The following is a 16950-nucleotide window of genomic DNA, read 5'->3' as shown; positions in this document are numbered from 1 at the left end:
CGATGGCACCGCAGTCGCTTCCGCTGCGCGATGTCCATCTGCCGCCGTCGCCGTCGTGGTGGCCGTTGGCGCCGGGGTGGTGGCTGGTGATCGCTGCGCTCGTGCTGGTGCTGGCCAGTGCGTGGTTCTGGTGGTGGCGCCGTCGTCGGCAGCAACGCAGCTGGTTGGCTGCCTTTGATGCCGAACTGCAGCATGCGACAACGACTGCGCAGCGCCTGGCGACCTTGTCGATGCTGTTGCGCCGCGCGGCGCGCACGGTGGATGCGCAGGCCGACCGCTTGCAGGGCGAGGCGTGGTTGCAGTTTCTGGACGGGCGCAAGAGCAAGACCCCAGCGTTTTCGCAGGGGCCAGGGCGGGCCTTGCTCGAAGGTGGGTTTCAACGCGCACCGGCAGTGACCGATCTGGATGCCGTGCAGGCGTTGGCGCGGCAACGTTTCTTGCGGTTGATGCGGGGCCAGCGATGAACTGGCTGCAGTGGTCGCAATGGCAGGACGCGTTGGCGCATTGCGCGTGGCCGTGGGCGTGGTGGTTGATGCCGCTGCCGCTGCTGATGTGGTTCTGGCCGCAGCGCCGTGCCGACACGGCCGCGCTACGTGTGCCGTATGCCGATCAATTGCATGCAGTCGCCCAGGCGCGGCGCGTGCCTGCCTTGCGCATGCCGCGCTGGCTGGCGTGGCTGGGCTGGTTTCTGTTGTGCGCCGCGCTGGCGCGTCCGCAGCAATTGGGTGAAGTGATCCAGCCGCCGCGCGAGGCGCGGCAGATGATGCTGGCGGTGGATCTGTCCGGCAGCATGAGCGAGCCGGACATGGTGCTCGGCGGCAATGTGGTCGACCGCCTTACCGCCGCCAAGGCGGTATTGTCGGACTTTCTGGATCGGCGCGATGGCGACCGCGTCGGCCTGCTGGTCTTCGGCCAGCGCGCCTATGCGCTCACACCGCTCACTGCCGACCTGACCTCCGTACGCGACCAGCTGGCTGACAGCGTGGTGGGGCTGGCCGGGCGCGAGACCGCCATTGGCGATGCGATCGCGTTGTCGGTCAAACGGCTGCGCGAACAGAAACAGGGCCAGCGCGTGGTGGTGTTGCTCACCGATGGCGTCAATACCGCCGGTGTGCTCAATCCGTTGAAGGCGGCCGAATTGGCCAAGGCAGAGGGCGTGCGTGTACACACCATCGCTTTCGGCGGCAGCGGCGGTTATTCGTTGTTCGGTGTGCCGATTCCGGCAGGCGGCAACGACGATATCGATGAGGTGGGCTTGCGCAAGATTGCCGAGCAGACCGGCGGGCGCTTCTTCCGCGCCCGCGATACCGAAGAATTGGCTGGCATCTATGCCGAGCTGGATCGACTGGAGCCGGTCAAGGCGGTCGGCCCATCCGTGCAGCCGCGCGTGGAACGCTATCACTGGCCGTTGGGCGCAGCCATGCTGATTGCCTTGCTTGCTTACGTACTGCCGCGGAGATGGCGATGAACGCGCTGTCTGAAGGATTGGCCGCACTGCATTTGCTGCGCCCGGATTGGCTGTGGGCGCTGTTGCTGATCGTGCCGGCAGCACTGCTGTGGCACCTGCGTCGACGCAGCGCCAATGTGTGGCGCCACAGCGTGGACGCGCATCTGTTGCCGGCCTTGCTGGTTGCTGGTGGCCGGCGGGGCTGGTGGGGCTTCGTGCTGGCCGCGCTGACCTATGCGCTTGCGGTGGTGGCGATGAGCGGGCCGAGCTGGCGGCAGATCGAGCGCCCGGTGTTTCAATCGAGTATGCCGTTGGTGGTGGTGCTGGATCTGTCGTCCAGCAGCAATGCGACCGATCTGCCGCCATCGCGCCTGCTGCAGGCCCGCGCCAAACTGGCCACGCTGCTGCGCAAGCGCGCTGGCGGCGACGTGGCGCTGCTGGTCTACGCCGGCGAAAGCTTTACCGTTGCGCCATTGACCGAAGACGCGGCCAACGTGGCGCTGTTTCTGGATGCGCTGTCGCCATCGGTGATGCCGGTGGACGGCAAACGTGCCGACAGGGCCATCGATGCGGCCGCCCGGCTGTTGCAGCAGGCGGGCTTCAAACAGGGCGATATCCTGCTGGTCAGCGATAGTGCCGACGGCTCGGCGGAAAGCGCCGCACGCACCGCGCGCGCAGGTGGGTTCCATGTTTCCGCACTCGGCCTAGGCAGTCCACGTGGCGCCGCCTACCGCACCGGCAGCGGCGAGATCGCGCAGGCAAAACTGGACGAGGCAAGCCTGCGCGACCTGGCCGGGCAGGGCGGCGGGCGCTATGCGCGCATCGCGCCGGACGACGCCGATCTGCAAGCGCTGGGGGTGCTCGATCCCGCGCAGCAGCCGCTGGCCGATGAAACCTCAGAAGGCAACGGCGGCAAGACCTGGCTCGACGAAGGCTACTGGCTGGTGCTGCCGGTGATGCTGTTTTCGCTGTTGGCGTTTCGACGCCGCGCAGTCGTGGCGATGGTCGCGTTGATGTGCGTGTTGCCGCTGGCGCAGCCTGCACAGGCGGCCGACGGCACCTTGTGGCAGCGCGCTGATCAGGTGCAGCAGCAGCGCCTGGATGCCGGCGTGCAGGCGTACCGCAAGGGCGATTTTGCCGCTGCGCAAAAGGCATTCGAAAGCGTGCCGACCGACGAGGGCCGGTACAACCTGGGCAATGCGCTGGCGCGACAAGGCCAGTACGACGAGGCGATTGCGGCTTACGATCGTGCGCTCAAAGAACATCCCAAGCAGGCCGATGCGATCGCCAATCGCGCGGCGGTCGATGCAGCGCGCAAGCGCCAGCAGCAGAACGACAAGGATGGCAAAGGCCAGTCCAAGGATCAGAACCAGTCGGGCAAGAACAAGCCCGGTCAGGAGTCGTCCGGGCAAGACCAGCAGAACGCTAAAAACGCCGGCAAAGATGGACAGAACACCCCAGGTGAGCAAGGCAAGCAGGACGGCAAGGATCCACCGTCCGACGCGCAGACACCGCAGGACGGCAAGTCGCAGCAGCAACCGTCCAAGGACGGCAAGGGCGAGCAAAGCAAGCAAGACACGCCACCGCAATCGGCCGATGCAAAGGCGCAGCAGCAGGCCGACGAGGCGCAGCGTCGCAAGATGCAGCAAGCCATGGCGCAGGCCGGCGACAAAGGCGCCGATGCGAAAGGCAAGCCGGAGGCCGCGATGGCAAGCGAGACGCCGGAGCAGCGCGAGCAACGTCAGGCAGTGGATGCGTGGTTACGGCGGGTGCCGGACGATCCGGGCAGTCTGCTGCGCACCAAATTCAGGCTGGAATACGAACGCAGACAACGGGACGGACGATGATCGGCACACACCACTTGCGCCGCGGTGCGATCGGCATGCTGGCGAGCACGATGTTGTTCGTCTGCACACCGGTGGGGGCGGTCACGCGCGCCTGGCTGGACCGCGACAGCGCCAATGCCGGCGATGTGGTCATGCTGAATATCGAAACCGACCAGCGCGGCGTCGATCCGGATTACTCGCCGTTGCGCAACGATTTTGCGCTGGGCGCCAAGAGCGCCAATCAGCAGATGCAGGTGACCAATGGGTCGGTGACGGTGCGCGCGTTATTCGGCGTGGTGTTGACGCCGCGCAAGAGCGGCGAGTTGATCGTGCCTGCGATCCGGGTCGGCAACGAACGCACCGAGCCACTGCGACTGCAGGTGGTGGCCTCGGCGAACGATCCGGCAAGCAATAGCAATAGCAATGGAAATCGCAGTGGTGGCGGCAGCGCCGCTGCCAGCGGGCCAAGCGCAGCGCAGGGCAATGAAGAGGTGTTCGTCCAGACGCAGGTGGACGACCCGCAGCCCTACGTGCAGCAAAGTGTGGGCGTGGTGGTGCGGTTGTACTTCGCCAATCAGCTGGCCTCCGGCGAGCTCGATCTCGAAGCGCCCGATGGCGCATCGCTGCAACGCATCGGCGATGACGTCAGTTCGGTCAAGCTGGTCAACGGACGGCAGTACAACGTGGTGGAGCGGCGCTATCTGCTAGTGCCCGAGCGCAGCGGCCGCTTGCTATTGCCGTCGGCGCGCTTCAATGGCCGCTCGGTGGGCGGTTTCTTCGATGATTATTTCGGTCGTGGCAATGGCGAACTGAGTGCGCGCAGCGCCAGCATTCCGCTGCAGGTGCGTGCGCAGCCGGCCGCTGCGCCGCAGCCGTGGCTGCCTCTGCGTAGCCTGCAGCTGCGTTATACGGCCACGCCGCAACGCGCAACCGCCGGGGAAGCGACGCAGTTCGTGGTGGAAGCCAGCGCGCGTGGCGCCACCCAGGCACAGTTCCCCGAGTTGCCCACGCCGAGCGTGCCCGATGCGCAGGTGTTCGCCGAGCCGCCGCAATACGAAGAACGTTTTGTGGACGGCTCGCCGCAGCTGCGGCTGATCCGTCGCTATTCGATCGTGCCCAACCGCGCCGGCCCGTTGGTCGTGCCCGGTCTGCAGGTGGCGTGGTGGGACGTCGGCGCGGGCGCGGCGAAGACGGCTTCGGTGCCGGATCTGACCTTGGATGTGGCGGCGGGGAGTGGCGCTTTCGCGGCGCCTGCGCCTGCACCCGCCGCAAGCCCGTCGAGCACTGCTGCAGCGCCTGCGCCCACGGCTGGCACGCTGAGTTTGCAGCCACCACTGCCCGCGCAACGGCCATGGGGCTGGATCGCCGCGTCGGTGGGCTTTGCGTTGTTATGGGTCGTCACGCTGGTGTGGGCGTTGTTGCGTAAGCGCGGTGGCTTGCACAGTGCTCCCAGTGCCAACGGCGGCGATGCGCCCGTGCCTGGCCGGCGCGTGACGCATGGCGTGGCCGAGTTGCGCCGCGCGCTGGATAGCGGTGGCATGGACGATGTGGCCACCGTGCTGTGCGGCATGGCTGGCGTGGCCGATATCGACAGCGTGCTGGCGGCGCTGGCGGATCCTGCCCAACGCGCTGCGGTGGCACGCATGCAGCGCGCCCGTTGGGGCGGCGATGGCGATGTGGCGGGCGCGCGTGCGGCATTGCGCGAGGCCTTTGCCAAGGGGCCTCGCTGGCGGCACGCGAGCGCTGCAGAACCTGAGGTGCTGGCGCCGTTGTATCCGCCAGCGACTTGATCGCCTGCGCGGCATCGGCGCAGGCCGACAGGTCATGAGGCGGCGCCTTAGTTGTGCATCGCTGTGGCTCTCAGAGCAGTTAACAACGCGTGTGCAGTCGCCAGTCGGTGCGGCTGGCGCTCTGAACTCAGGTCTCATTCGGACACTTCGGTTCTAAGCGTGTCGTCGACTCATGCGCCTGAACATTGTTTTCTAGGTTGTGTTCGTAGCTTCTAGTTCCGGAGATCAGCTGCGTTGCCGAAAACACGGTATTGCGGCTGCGATTTGGCTGCGAGGCCCTTGCCCGCTCACCATCGCGGGACACGCTGCAAGTACGTCCTTGTAAGCTCTTACGCGGCATCCATGCCGCGTAAGGTCCCGCGACGGTGAGCGGGCAAGGACCAATCAATAGTGTCGGTGTGCATGGTGCAAGCAAGGCATGACGCCTGCGTTCGGATAACGGCGCGTTTTGTCATCCTTCCAACGCAGGCAGATCAACGGCCACTTCGCTGCAGGGCCCTTGCCCACCCACCATCGCGGGACACGCCGCAAGTACGTCCGTTTAGGCTCTTTGGCGGCATCCATGCCGCCAAAGGTCCCGCGACGGTAAGCGGGCAAGGGCCGGTCACGATGGTCGGTGTGCATGGGCGAGCAATGCGTAAGTTCGCTCTGCGATCCATGGCGCTCGCTAGCGCTACCTTTTTGCGCCTACGTTTGTTGAAGTCGATAACGCAGCCACTTGCATCGGCAAACTAGCGTGCCACGCGCTGCGATCAGCTTTTTCAGGCAAACACCGATCAACGTCATGGTGCGGTGTCCTCGCCGCTTGCGGGACCGTGTGGCGGCATGGATGCCGCCACCGAGCCTCCAAGGACGGATTTACGGCGTGTCCCGGAAGTGGTGAGGGCACCGCGCCCTCGACCGGCTTGGCTTTAGAAGATTCATCCGGCCTCAAAGCTCAAGGCCTCAGCCGCAGTGAAATGAGTTGATGCCAAGCCCAAAGTCCCAGGCGCCAACCACCAACCGCCAAGCGCCAAGCGCAATGGCAGCCTGCATCGACACGAGCATCCAAGCGCGAGCATTCGACAAAGCAACCCACGAGCGCGTGCTGCAGTACATGCGCGTGCTGCAGTAAGGGAATTGCTTCCTGATTCAAGCCGAGCCGGTCACTGGCCGGACCTGCCAGGCCTTGCGCGCGATGCGTGTGTTGCCGTCGCAACGCTCGCAGCAACTGCCGTTGAGAGGTACACCTACCCTCGGCCAGGTGCAGCGCGGCGTGGCTGCCTTGATGGCGTTTGTTAAGCTCCGGCCTTTGTGTCCAGATCAAGGCCCACCAGATGACTGCATCCCCAGCCGCACGCCGCCCGGGCCTGCCCCTGCATTGGAAGATGGGCATTGGCTTCGCCGTCGGCCTATTGCTGGGTCTGGCCGTCTACTATCTGGCCGGCAGCGATGCCGAGTGGGTGCGCCTGGCGACCAAGTACGTGACCACGCCGTTCTCGCAGATCTTCCTCAATCTGATCTTCATGCTGATCGTGCCGCTGTTGTTTTCGGCACTGGTGATGGGCATTTCCGAGATGGGCGACATCCGCGCGCTGGGCCGCGTGGGTTGGCGCACGTTGGGCTATACCGTCGTGCTGTCCGGCATCGCGGTGCTGCTCGGTCTGGTGCTGGTCAATGTGCTCAAGCCCGGTGCGGGCGTGGACCCGCAGCTGGCCAATCAGCTGATCCAGGAAAACGCCGAACGCACCCGCGAGATCATCTCCAGCTCCGGCACCCAGCCGCAGGGCATGGACATGCTGTTGTCGATCGTGCCCAACAACGTGGTCGCGGCGGCCTCGAGCAATGGCGCGATCCTGTCGCTGATGTTCTTTGCAGTGATGTTCGGCGTCGGCATGGTGCTGACCGCCGACGAAAAGGTCGCCACGCTCAAGCGCGGCATCGAAGGCATCTTCGAAATTTCGATGACCTTGATCGGGTTGGTGATCCGTCTGGCCCCGTATGCGGTGGCCTGCTTCATGTTCAACCTGGCTGCGCTGTTCGGGTTCGATCTGCTGATCCGCCTGGGCGCCTACGTGGGCGTGGTGGTGTTGGCGTTGGGCCTGCACATGGTGGTCAGCTACGGGCTGGCGGTGAAGTTTGCCGGGCGCTCGCCGCTGGGCTTCTTCAAGCAGACCCAGGAGGCCACGATGATGGCGTTCTCCACCGCCTCCAGTAACGCAACCCTGCCCACCGCCCTGCGCGTGGCCGATGAAATGGGTCTGCCGCCGCGCGTGTCGCGCTTTGTGCTCACCGTTGGCGCCACCGCAAACCAGAACGGCACCGCGCTGTTCGAGGGCGTCACGGTGATCTTCCTGGCGCAGTTCTTCAATGTCGACCTGAGCATCGGCCAGCAGTTCATGGTGATGCTGGTCTGCATCCTGGGCGGGATCGGCACCGCTGGCGTGCCGTCGGGCTCGCTGCCGGTGGTGGCGCTGATCTGCGCCATGGTTGGGGTTAATCCGGTCGGCATCGGCATGATCCTGGGTGTGAACCATTTCCTGGACATGTGCCGCACCGCACTCAATGTCACCGGCGATCTGGCGTTGACGACCCTGGTGGCCAAGGGCGAGGAATAGGGAATCGGGAATCGAGAATGGGTAAGAGCGGGCTGGTGCGATGGGTACGGGTGATGTGAGGTTCCGTCGCAGCGGTGACTGCGGTGCGAGCGGCGTTAGCTGCCAAGCTGCAACACTGCATCCGATTCCCCATTCTCAATTCTCCATTCCCGCACCCCCCAATCCCGGCCCCGCTAACACGCTCTGTGGGAGAATAGCGGTCTCCGCTTCCAGCGGTGTTCCCCTCCGCTTCCATAGACGCCCATGACCCAGCCCACCCGCCGCCAGCTGGCCAACGCCATCCGTTTTCTCGCCGCAGATGCGGTCGAAGCCGCCAAGTCTGGCCATCCCGGCATGCCCATGGGCATGGCCGATATCGCCGAAGTGCTGTGGAACGATTATTTCCGGCACAACCCGAACAACCCGCAGTGGTTCAACCGCGACCGCTTCGTGCTGTCCAACGGCCACGGCTCGATGCTGCAGTACGCGCTGTTGCACCTGACCGGTTACGACCTGCCGATCGAGCAGCTCAAGCAGTTCCGCCAGTTGCACAGCAAGACCGCCGGCCACCCCGAGCGCAGCGAAACGCCCGGCGTGGAAACCACCACCGGTCCGCTGGGGCAGGGTTTCGCCAATGCAGTGGGCTTTGCGCTGGCCGAGAAGTTGCTGGCGCAGCGCTACAACCGCCCGGAGCTGCAGATCGTCGACCACCGGACCTGGGTGTTCATGGGCGACGGTTGCCTGATGGAAGGCATCTCGCACGAAGCCGCCTCGCTGGCCGGTACCTGGGGCCTGGGCAAGCTGGTCGCGTTCTGGGACAACAACCATATCTCCATCGACGGCAACACCGATGGCTGGTTCAACGACAACACACCGGCGCGTTTCGAAGCGTACGGCTGGCACGTGATCCGCGATGTGGACGGGCATGATGCCGACAAGATCAAGGCGGCGATTGAAGCGGCGCTGGAAAACAGCGACAAGCCAACCCTGATTTGCTGCCGCACCAAAATTGGCTTCGGTGCGCCCACCAAGGCCGGCAAGGAATCCTCGCACGGCGCGCCGCTGGGTAAGGAAGAGCTGGAAGGTGCCCGCAAGGCGCTGGAATGGCCGTACGGTCCGTTCGAAATTCCCGAAGAAATCTACGCCGGCTGGCGCGCAGGTGGCACCGGCACGCTGCGTCAGGCCGAGTGGGAGCAGTTGTTCGACAAGTACGGCAAGCAGTACGCGGCCGAAGCTGCCGAACTGACCCGTCGCTCGCACGCCGAGCTGCCGGCCGACTTCATCGCCCAGGCCGATGCCTACATCGCCAAGGCGCAGGAAGACGGCCAGACCATCGCCTCGCGCAAGGCCTCGCAGCTGGCGATCGAAGCGTTTGCGCCGTTGCTGCCCGAGTTGATCGGCGGCTCGGCCGATCTGGCGCATTCCAACCTGACCCTGTGGAAGGCCAGCAAGTCGGTGGCTACCGACGACCCGGATGCCAACTACGTGTATTACGGCGTGCGCGAGTTCGGCATGACCGCCATTGCCAATGGTCTGGCGCTGCATGGCGGCTTCATTCCGTTCGACGCCACCTTCCTGGTGTTTAGCGACTACGCGCGTAATGGCGTGCGTATGAGCGCGTTGAATCCGGCGCATGCCATCCACGTGTACACGCACGACTCGATCGGCCTGGGCGAAGACGGCCCGACCCATCAGCCCGTGGAGCACCTGGCATCGCTGCGCTACATCCCCAACAACGATGTGTGGCGCCCGGGCGATGCGGTGGAATCGGCGGTGAGCTGGAAGGCCGCAATCACCCGCAAGGACGGCCCGAGCTGCCTGATCTTCAGCCGCCAGAATTTGCAGCACCAGCCGCGCAGCGCCGAGCAGATCAAGCTGATCGAACGCGGTGGCTACGTGCTGGCCGATGCCGACGGCGGCACGCCGGACGTGATCCTGATCGGCACCGGTTCGGAAGTGGGTCTGGCGGTGGAAGCCAAGAAGACACTGGATGCGGCCGGTTTGAAGACACGCGTGGTGTCGATGCCGTCCACCGATGTGTTCGATCGCCAGGATGCGGCGTATCGCGAATCGGTGTTGCCCAATGCAGTGCGCAAGCGCGTGGCGGTTGAAGCGGGCGTGACCGGCTTCTGGCGCAAGTACGTCGGCCTGGATGGCGATGTGGTTGGTATCGACACCTTCGGCGCCTCGGCCCCGGCCGATCAGCTGTACGCGTACTTCAAGATCACTGCCGAGCATGTGGTGCAGGCGGCGAAGGCGCTGTAAGCGCGCAGCGTTGCGGATAAGAAAAACGCCGGCCAATGCCGGCGTTTTTTGTTGTGGCTGCCAGTGACGTCATCGTTGGATGCGCACATTGCTGCGGAATCGGTTGCGGCTCCCGGCCCTTGTGATGGTGAGAGGGCGCAATGCTTAAGTGGCAGGTCTGAGTTGCAGAACACGTCTACGCGTGGGGCAAGCAGTCGCGGCATGCCGTTGATGCAAGAGTGCTGCACCACGCAGCATCAGGCCGCCGGGTGGCTGTGCAGTAGTGGCGTCCGCCGCTCCTAGCGCGCGTGCTTCGCCAGCGTCTCTGCACGAATCCGTTCCAGTACCTTCAACTGCGCGTCCATCATGGTCGGGTTGGGGTCGTGCCCGGTGCGCGGTAGCGGCAAAAACGCCTTGCTCGGGGCAGAAATCGCATCGAAATAGGCTTTGCTGACCTCTGCTGGCGTGACCAGGTCCTGGTCGCCCTGCAACAGATAGACCGGCATGGCGAAGCGGGTGCCCAGTGTGCGCAGATCGATGCCCGGGCCCATGCCGTCGCCGTGCAGACCGACAAACTGCAGGAACGAATAATCCTCTCCTGCCTCGTACGCGGCGCGGTATTCCGGCGTGTCGTAGTCCGGCGCGAAGGTGAACCAGCCCGCGGGCGCAGGCTCGGTCTGCAGCGCTTCGTAGGTGCGTGTCAGGCGCCGCAGGATGCCGAAGTTGCGCGGGTTGGTCCACGGCGGAGGGCCTATCTTTTCCAGTTTGCCGATGGCCTCGGTATCGCTGGCCGCGCGCGCCAGCTGCAGTGTCTTTGCGTAACTCGCCGCCATATCGTCCTGGTAGTTGGCCAGTTGCGCGGTGCCGACATAGGCCTGAAACAGGTCCGGTTGCGCCATTGCGATATTGACCGCCAGCGCCGACCCCCACGAGCCACCCATGAGGATCAAGGTGCGCTTGCCCAGCCGTTGCGTGGCATAGCGGGCGATCGCCACGCCATCGTCGGTCAGCCGTTGCAAGGTCAACGTTTCGCCATCGGCCGGCGTGCTGGCAGCGTAGGTCTTGCCTGCGCCGCGCTGATCCCATTGCACGATGGTGAAGTGCTGCGTCCAGCTGCCGAACAACTGTTGCGCAAAGGGCGTATTGGGGTTGCCCGGCCCGCCGTGCACGATCAGCACGACCGGGTTGCGGCAATCCTGCCCGTCGATGGTGACCCATTGCGCGATGCCGCCGATCTGCACAAGGCCGGATTCCGTAACACTGGTGCCCGGCTGCTGGCAGGCAGCGCTCACTGCGACTTCTTCCGCGTGTGCGTCGACGACAGCAAAGGCGCAAAGCAGCAACAGCGCGCCACTCTTCCAAGTCTTCTTCATGCGATCCCTCGTGGTGCTGCGTGTTTGCGCTACGCAAAGCCAGTCCTGCGGCGCTCATCCGAGTATCACCGCAGCGTGAGTCCGGCTGCAATGCAGATCGCAGCAGTGCGCGATCTATCGGTTGATCGCTGGTACTCGCTGATCCTCGCTGGTAACTACACGCCACTACGCTGATCAGTTTGCGAGTCGCGTGGGGCTGGGATCTGCGATGGCAAGGCGATGCGGCGCAGGTGTCAGCGGTGGCGATGGCCGTGCTGACCGGGCCGTTGTGATCGCGCTCCCTTCGTCGCCAGTGGGCACTGCTGTCGCGCGCTAGCGCTGCAGCCAGTTCAGTGCGCCGATGTGTCCGTGCTGCATGCGAGCGACGCCTCGATGTGCTGTCCGCTTGGCCGAGGAGCGTGTACCGGTCGAGGCCGCTGGCAGGCGCAAAACTTTGCTGTGGCGTTCGCTTGGGCCGGCCTTTCTGCCGGCCGACCCTGACGCCGCCTATTTAAAATGTGAATCATTCCCATTAAAATGTTGCACTGCCGCGGTTTCGCGGTGCGTCCTCCCCCTGTATACCGCCGCCTTCGCGTGGCGGCTTGCCCTCGACTGTCTGCGCCGGAGCTGTGATGAACCGTCTTACCGTAATGCGTCTTCTTCTCATTGGGCCGCGCCCGCGCGCGCTGTCGCATGCGGTGTTTGCCGCGCTGTGTACATTGTCGGCAGGTCAGGCCATGGCCGAAACGCCGGCCGGCGATGCCGAGGTCACCACGCTGGACCGGCTCAACGTGCAGGGCGAGCTGGTTAAGGGCTATACGGTGGAAAAGACCACCGCCGGCACGCGCATGAACCTGTCGCTGCGCGAGATTCCGCAGTCGGTCAGCGTGATCACGCGCGACCGCATGGACGACCAGAACCTGCAGAGCATCACCGATGTGCTCAACAACGTCTCCGGCATCTCGGTCGCCCAAAGCGATAGCGAGCGGCTGGAGTTCTACGCGCGCGGTTTCTACATCGACAACTACCAGTTCGATGGCATTCCGGCGTACATGGAGCAGGCCTGGAGCTATGGCGATTCGGCGTTGGACGTGGCGTTGTACGACCGGGTGGAAGTGGTGCGTGGCGCCACCGGCCTGCTGACCGGCTCGGGCAACCCGTCGGCGTCGATCAATCTGGTACGCAAGCATGCAGTGAGCCGCGACTTCACCGGTACCGTGTCGGTGGGCGGTGGCGACTTCAACAAGACCCGCAGCGTGGCCGATGTCACCGTGCCGCTGAGCCCTGAAGGCACCGTGCGCGCACGCGTGGTCGGCGTGTATCAGGACGGCGAATCCGATATGGATCGCTACAACCTGCGCAAGAAGATCGGCTCGGCGATCATCGATGCCGACCTCACCGACAGCACCTTACTGAGCGTGGGCTACGAATACCAGAAGAAGGAATCCGACGACGTTACCTGGGGCGGTTTTCCGCTTTTCTACAGCGATGGCACCCGCACCAATTACGATCGCTCATTCAATCCCGCCGCCGACTGGACGTTCTGGGACACGCGTCTGCAGCGTACCTTCGCCAGCCTGCAACAGAGCTTCGACAACGGTTGGATCCTCAAAGCCAATGTGAGCCACGAGAAGACCGAAGCGTCCAATCACCTGTTCTATCCGTTCTATACGATCTTCGGCTTCGACCGCGCCACCGGCGGTGGTGTGGTGCCGTATTCGGGCAACTACCAGACCGAGCGCAAGGCCGATGGCGCCGACGTCTACGCGGAAGGCCCGTTCCAGTTGTTCGGCCGCGAGCATCATCTGGTGGCCGGCGCCAGCTACAACCGCCGCGAGTACGTCAACAACGGCACCTTCGATTTCCCGGCGCCGCTGGACAGCTACCTCGGCTGGAACGGCGCGTATCCGGAACCCAACTGGAGCCCGCGCACGGTGCAGAGCGAAGGCACCATCAAGCAGAAGGCCGCCTACGTGGCCGCACGTTTTTCGCTGGCCGAGCCGCTGACGCTGCTGGTGGGCGCGCGCTATACCGATTGGCAAATCGATGGCGGCAACGCCGATGCGGCGCAGGGGCTGGTGCCGTTTTCCGATAGCCAGACCGAAGTCACCCCGTACGCCGGTCTGGTCTACGACATCGACGACGTATGGTCGACCTACGTCAGCTACACCGAGATCTTCAACCCGCAGACCTTGCGCGATGCCAACGGCGGCTACCTCGATCCGCTGAGCGGCAAGGGCTACGAAGCCGGCGTCAAAGCCGCCTGGTTCGACGACCAGCTCAACGCCTCGCTGGCGCTGTTCCGCATCGAGCAGGACAACCTGGGCGTGGCCACCGGCGGCTTTGTGCCAGGCAGCAGCGAGTCTGCTTTTGAGGCGGCCAATGGCGTGGTCAGCGAAGGCTTCGACTTCGAGCTGTCCGGCCGTCTGGCCACTGGCTGGAATGCGACCTTCGGTGCCTCGCACTACACCGCCCGCGATGACAGCGGCACGTCGATCAATACGCACCTGCCGCGCACCACCATCAAGTTGTTCAACAGCTACACCCCGCAAGGTGCGTGGAGCGACCTGACCGTGGGCGGCGGTATCAATTGGCAGAACCGTTCGTACTACGTGGACCCGGTGTACGGCACGTTCCAGCAGAGTGCCTACACCCTGGTCAGCGCATTCGCACGCTACCGTCTGTCGCCGCAGTTCTCGGTGCAGCTCAACGTCGATAACCTGCTCGACAAGCGCTATTACGCGCAATTCAATGGTGGCTACGGCGCATGGGGCGCATCGCGCAACGGCATGCTGACCTTCAACTACAACTTCTGATCGAGGGCGACGTCAGCTGGTTTGACGTTCGATCCTGCTGAAGTGACACAGGCACCTGCACCGGTGCCTGTGTTTTTTTGTGTGTCGGGTCGCTCTGTGCTGACGTATCGCGGAGCTTGCGGTGGCGGTGGCGTTGGAAAATTCGCGCCGCATGCCGCAACGCTGGTCGCAGCCGTTGCCAGGAATGCAGTGACAGCGCTGCAGGAGTGAGGCGCGAGTTTCACCGTTCGATCCAAACGCAGCATCTTCTCCACACGGTCGAAATCGCGATCGCAACTGCAATCGCACTCTCTCAAGGCAACAACGGCTGCAACTGCGGTGCCATCACTTCGGCTACCCAGTCCATGAAAGCGCGTACGCGCTGCGGCAGATGGCGGCGTTGCGCGTAGAGCAACGTGACCGGCATCGGCTCGGGTGCCAGATCGGCCAGCACTTCGATCAGTGCGCCGCTGTCCAGATGCGGGCGCAACGGGCTTGCCGGTGCCTGGATGATGCCCAGCCCCGCCAACGCAGCAGCCAGATACGCATCGCCATTGTTGACCGTCACCGGGCCGCGCATGGGCAGCAGTTGGTAACGCTGCCCATCGTGATACTCGAAGCCGGGCGAGCGCTGCCCGAGCGTTGGCACGTAATGCACCAGATCGTGCTGCGCCAGATCGTCCAGGCACGTTGGCATGCCGCGGCGTGCAAGATACTCGGCGCTGGCGCAGCTGACGATGCGGAACGCGCCCAGCGGGCGTGCGACCAGGCTGGTGTCTTCCAGCGTGCCCACACGCAGCACGCAGTCGAACCCCTCGCGCACCACATCCACGCGACGGTCGGTGCCGCTGATTTCCACTTCCAGCTGTGGGTGCCGTGCCAGAAACGCCGGCAACGCGGGGATCACGAAATGACGCGCGATGCCCGCCGACATGTCCACGCGAAGGCGACCGCGCAGCTGCCCATGCTCGCGCTGAAACATGCTGTGCAACTCGTCCATGTCATCGAGCAGGTCGCGGCTGCGCTGATAGAACGCCTTGCCGTCGCCGGTGAGTTGCACACGGCGTGTGGTGCGATGCAAAAGCTGTGTGCCGAGAGATGCTTCCAGCCGCTGCACGGCGGTCGACACGCTAGCCTTGGGTAAGCCAAGGGTGTCGGCGGCGCGGGTGAAACTGCCCAGCTCGGCAACGCGCAAAAAGGCGCGCAAGGATTCCAGGGTGTCCATCGATTGGTCGATTATCTTGAACGGTGCAATCAGCGTGAGCCGATTTATGTAGCGCAGCAAGCGCAATAGCCTGGGCCACACCCACTACGGAGCGTGCCGATGTCGACCACCACCACACCCATCACCGTGATCACTGGCGGCAGTCGCGGCCTGGGCCGCAATGCCGCGCTTGCGCTCGCTGCCGCAGGCAACGATATCGTGCTGACCTACCGCAGCCAGGCCGACGAAGCCGCCACCGTGGTGGCCGAAATCCAGGCACTGGGCCGGCGCGCGCATGCGTTGCCGCTGGATGTTGCGCAGGCCGAGACCTTCAGCGCGTTCGCTGCGCAGCTGAAGGACGTGCTCGCCGATTGGGGGCGCACGCAGTTCGATGCGCTGGTCAACAATGCCGGCACCGGATTGCATGCGGCCATTGCCGATACCACGCCCGCGCAGTTCGATGCGCTGGTGGATATCCATCTCAAGGGGCCGTACTTCCTCACCCAGGCGCTGCTGCCGCTGATCGCCGATGGCGGGCGCATCCTCAATGTGTCGAGCGGCCTCGCGCGCTTCGCGCTGCCGGGTTCGTCCGCCTACGCGATGATGAAGGGCGGGGTGGAAGTGTTCACCCGCTATCTTGCAAAAGAGTTGGGCGCACGCGGCATTCGCGCAAATACGCTGGCGCCGGGCGCCATCGAAACCGACTTCAATGGTGGCAGCGTGCGCGACAACGCGCAGGTCAATGCGATGGTGTCCTCGGTCACGGCACTGGGCCGGCCCGGTCTGCCGGACGACATCGGGCCGGTGGTGGCAGCGTTGCTCGCACCCGGCACCGGATGGATCAATGCACAACGCATCGAGGTCTCGGGCGGGATGTTGATCTGATTTGATGAGTCAGACAGTGCGGCGATGCCGTTCGACGACATCACCGCTTGCAAGCCAGCGCATTGCGGGGAGCGCGATGACGATGCGCGGCGATGTATGCCAGGCGTTGCGTCGTTGCCTCACTGCAGGGGCTGATCGCCATGCAATACGGGATAGGGGTTCAACGCCTCTCCCTTCCACCACTGCTTTTCCGGCCCCAGGCGATGGATCTCGAAGTGCAGATGCGGTGCGGCCGGATTGGCATTGCCGGTGCTGCCGACATAGCCGATGACCTGGCCACGTTTGATGGACTGTTTTTCGGCCAAACCATCGGCGTAGCGTTCCAGATGCGCGTAGTAGTAGCAGTACGTGCCGCCGGGCTCGAACTGGTACACGGTCAGTCCACCGCGTTCGCTGTCGAACAGTTTTTCGACCGTGCCATCTGCCACCGCAAGTACCGGCGTACCGGCCGGCGCCAGGATGTCGATGGCGTCATGCACGCGGCCTTCGCTGCGCGCGTCGGTGAAGGTGTCCTGCAATTTGCTGCGGTCGATGCCCTGTACCGGGATCAGCAGACCGGTGCCCGCTGATGTCATATTGGCTGCCGGAGTAGAAGCAGGCGGTGCGGGCGCGGCCGGACTTTGCTGTGCAGGCACAGCATCCGATGGCAGCGATGTCGGTGCGGGTTGCGCAGCAGGTGCAGCAACCACTGCAGTGTCGGTGGGCTGCGCAACCACCGTCGGCGCACTCGCCGACGGCGTGACCGTTGCCTCCGGCGCACTGCGTTCCAGCCACCAATAGCCGCCTGCACCGATTGCCACGCCTGCAACCAGAATCATCAGCAGTTTCATG

Annotated in this window: 11 protein-coding genes; 8 read left to right on the top strand and 3 right to left on the bottom strand. The window is 64.5% G+C overall.

Annotated elements, in window-relative coordinates; translation table 11 throughout:
* Positions 1 to 2: 2 nt before the first annotated feature.
* The 6 genes from RQH86_RS18675 to tkt all read left to right on the top strand — a co-directional run bounded on the left by RQH86_RS18675 (position 3) and on the right by tkt (position 9904).
* Positions 3 to 464 carry a DUF4381 domain-containing protein gene (locus tag RQH86_RS18675; RefSeq protein WP_311240495.1) on the top strand — a complete coding sequence of 154 codons (462 nt, stop codon included), beginning with the start codon at positions 3 to 5 and terminating at the stop codon, positions 462 to 464.
* Positions 461 to 1468, top strand: coding sequence for a VWA domain-containing protein (locus RQH86_RS18670; RefSeq protein WP_311240487.1), 1008 nt, complete (start codon positions 461 to 463; stop codon positions 1466 to 1468). Before RQH86_RS18675 ends, RQH86_RS18670 begins: the two co-directional genes overlap by 4 nt.
* Positions 1465 to 3294 carry a tetratricopeptide repeat protein gene (locus RQH86_RS18665; protein ID WP_311240486.1) on the top strand — a complete coding sequence of 610 codons (1830 nt, stop codon included), beginning with the start codon at positions 1465 to 1467 and terminating at the stop codon, positions 3292 to 3294. The genes RQH86_RS18670 and RQH86_RS18665 overlap by 4 nt, the downstream gene beginning before the upstream one ends.
* Positions 3291 to 5063, top strand: coding sequence for a BatD family protein (locus tag RQH86_RS18660; RefSeq protein ID WP_311240485.1), 1773 nt, complete (start codon positions 3291 to 3293; stop codon positions 5061 to 5063). The genes RQH86_RS18665 and RQH86_RS18660 overlap by 4 nt, the downstream gene beginning before the upstream one ends.
* A gap of 1316 nt (positions 5064 to 6379) precedes the next feature.
* Positions 6380 to 7660 (top strand): dicarboxylate/amino acid:cation symporter, encoded by a 1281-nt coding sequence (locus RQH86_RS18655; protein ID WP_115513753.1) that lies wholly within the window; start codon positions 6380 to 6382, stop codon positions 7658 to 7660.
* A gap of 243 nt (positions 7661 to 7903) precedes the next feature.
* Positions 7904 to 9904 (top strand): transketolase, encoded by a 2001-nt coding sequence (gene tkt, locus RQH86_RS18650; RefSeq protein WP_311240334.1) that lies wholly within the window; start codon positions 7904 to 7906, stop codon positions 9902 to 9904.
* A 278-nt stretch (positions 9905 to 10182) separates the two neighbouring features.
* Here tkt and RQH86_RS18645 read toward each other — a convergent pair whose 3' ends face one another.
* Entirely contained in the window at positions 10183 to 11256 is a 1074-nt protein-coding gene (locus RQH86_RS18645; protein ID WP_311240335.1) for an alpha/beta hydrolase, read from the bottom strand.
* 611 nt (positions 11257 to 11867) lie between these two features.
* On the opposite strand from RQH86_RS18645, the gene fhuE reads away from it, so the two are divergent.
* Positions 11868 to 14051 (top strand): ferric-rhodotorulic acid/ferric-coprogen receptor FhuE, encoded by a 2184-nt coding sequence (gene fhuE, locus RQH86_RS18640; RefSeq protein ID WP_311240336.1) that lies wholly within the window; start codon positions 11868 to 11870, stop codon positions 14049 to 14051.
* Between the two features lie 292 nt (positions 14052 to 14343).
* On the opposite strand, the gene RQH86_RS18635 is transcribed toward fhuE, so the two are convergent.
* The gene (locus RQH86_RS18635) at positions 14344 to 15321 is read right to left on the bottom strand and encodes a LysR family transcriptional regulator (protein ID WP_311240349.1); all 978 of its coding nucleotides are present in this window, start codon (positions 15319 to 15321) and stop codon (positions 14344 to 14346) included.
* Positions 15322 to 15354: 33 nt separating this feature from the next.
* Here RQH86_RS18635 and RQH86_RS18630 point away from each other — a divergent pair, with 33 nt between their 5' ends.
* Positions 15355 to 16119, top strand: a complete 765-nt coding sequence (locus RQH86_RS18630) for an SDR family oxidoreductase (protein ID WP_311240337.1) — start codon at positions 15355 to 15357, stop codon at positions 16117 to 16119.
* Between the two features lie 119 nt (positions 16120 to 16238).
* Here RQH86_RS18630 and RQH86_RS18625 read toward each other — a convergent pair whose 3' ends face one another.
* The gene (locus RQH86_RS18625; protein WP_115554480.1) at positions 16239 to 16949 is read right to left on the bottom strand and encodes a M23 family metallopeptidase; all 711 of its coding nucleotides are present in this window, start codon (positions 16947 to 16949) and stop codon (positions 16239 to 16241) included.
* Position 16950: the final 1 nt, after the last annotated feature.

Source organism: Xanthomonas sp. WCS2018Noco2-27, assembly GCF_031843525.1.
Classification (GTDB): Bacteria; Pseudomonadota; Gammaproteobacteria; order Xanthomonadales; family Xanthomonadaceae; genus Xanthomonas.
The sequence above is the reverse complement of the archived record's forward strand: the minus strand, read 5'-3'. Positions and strand labels throughout refer to the sequence as shown.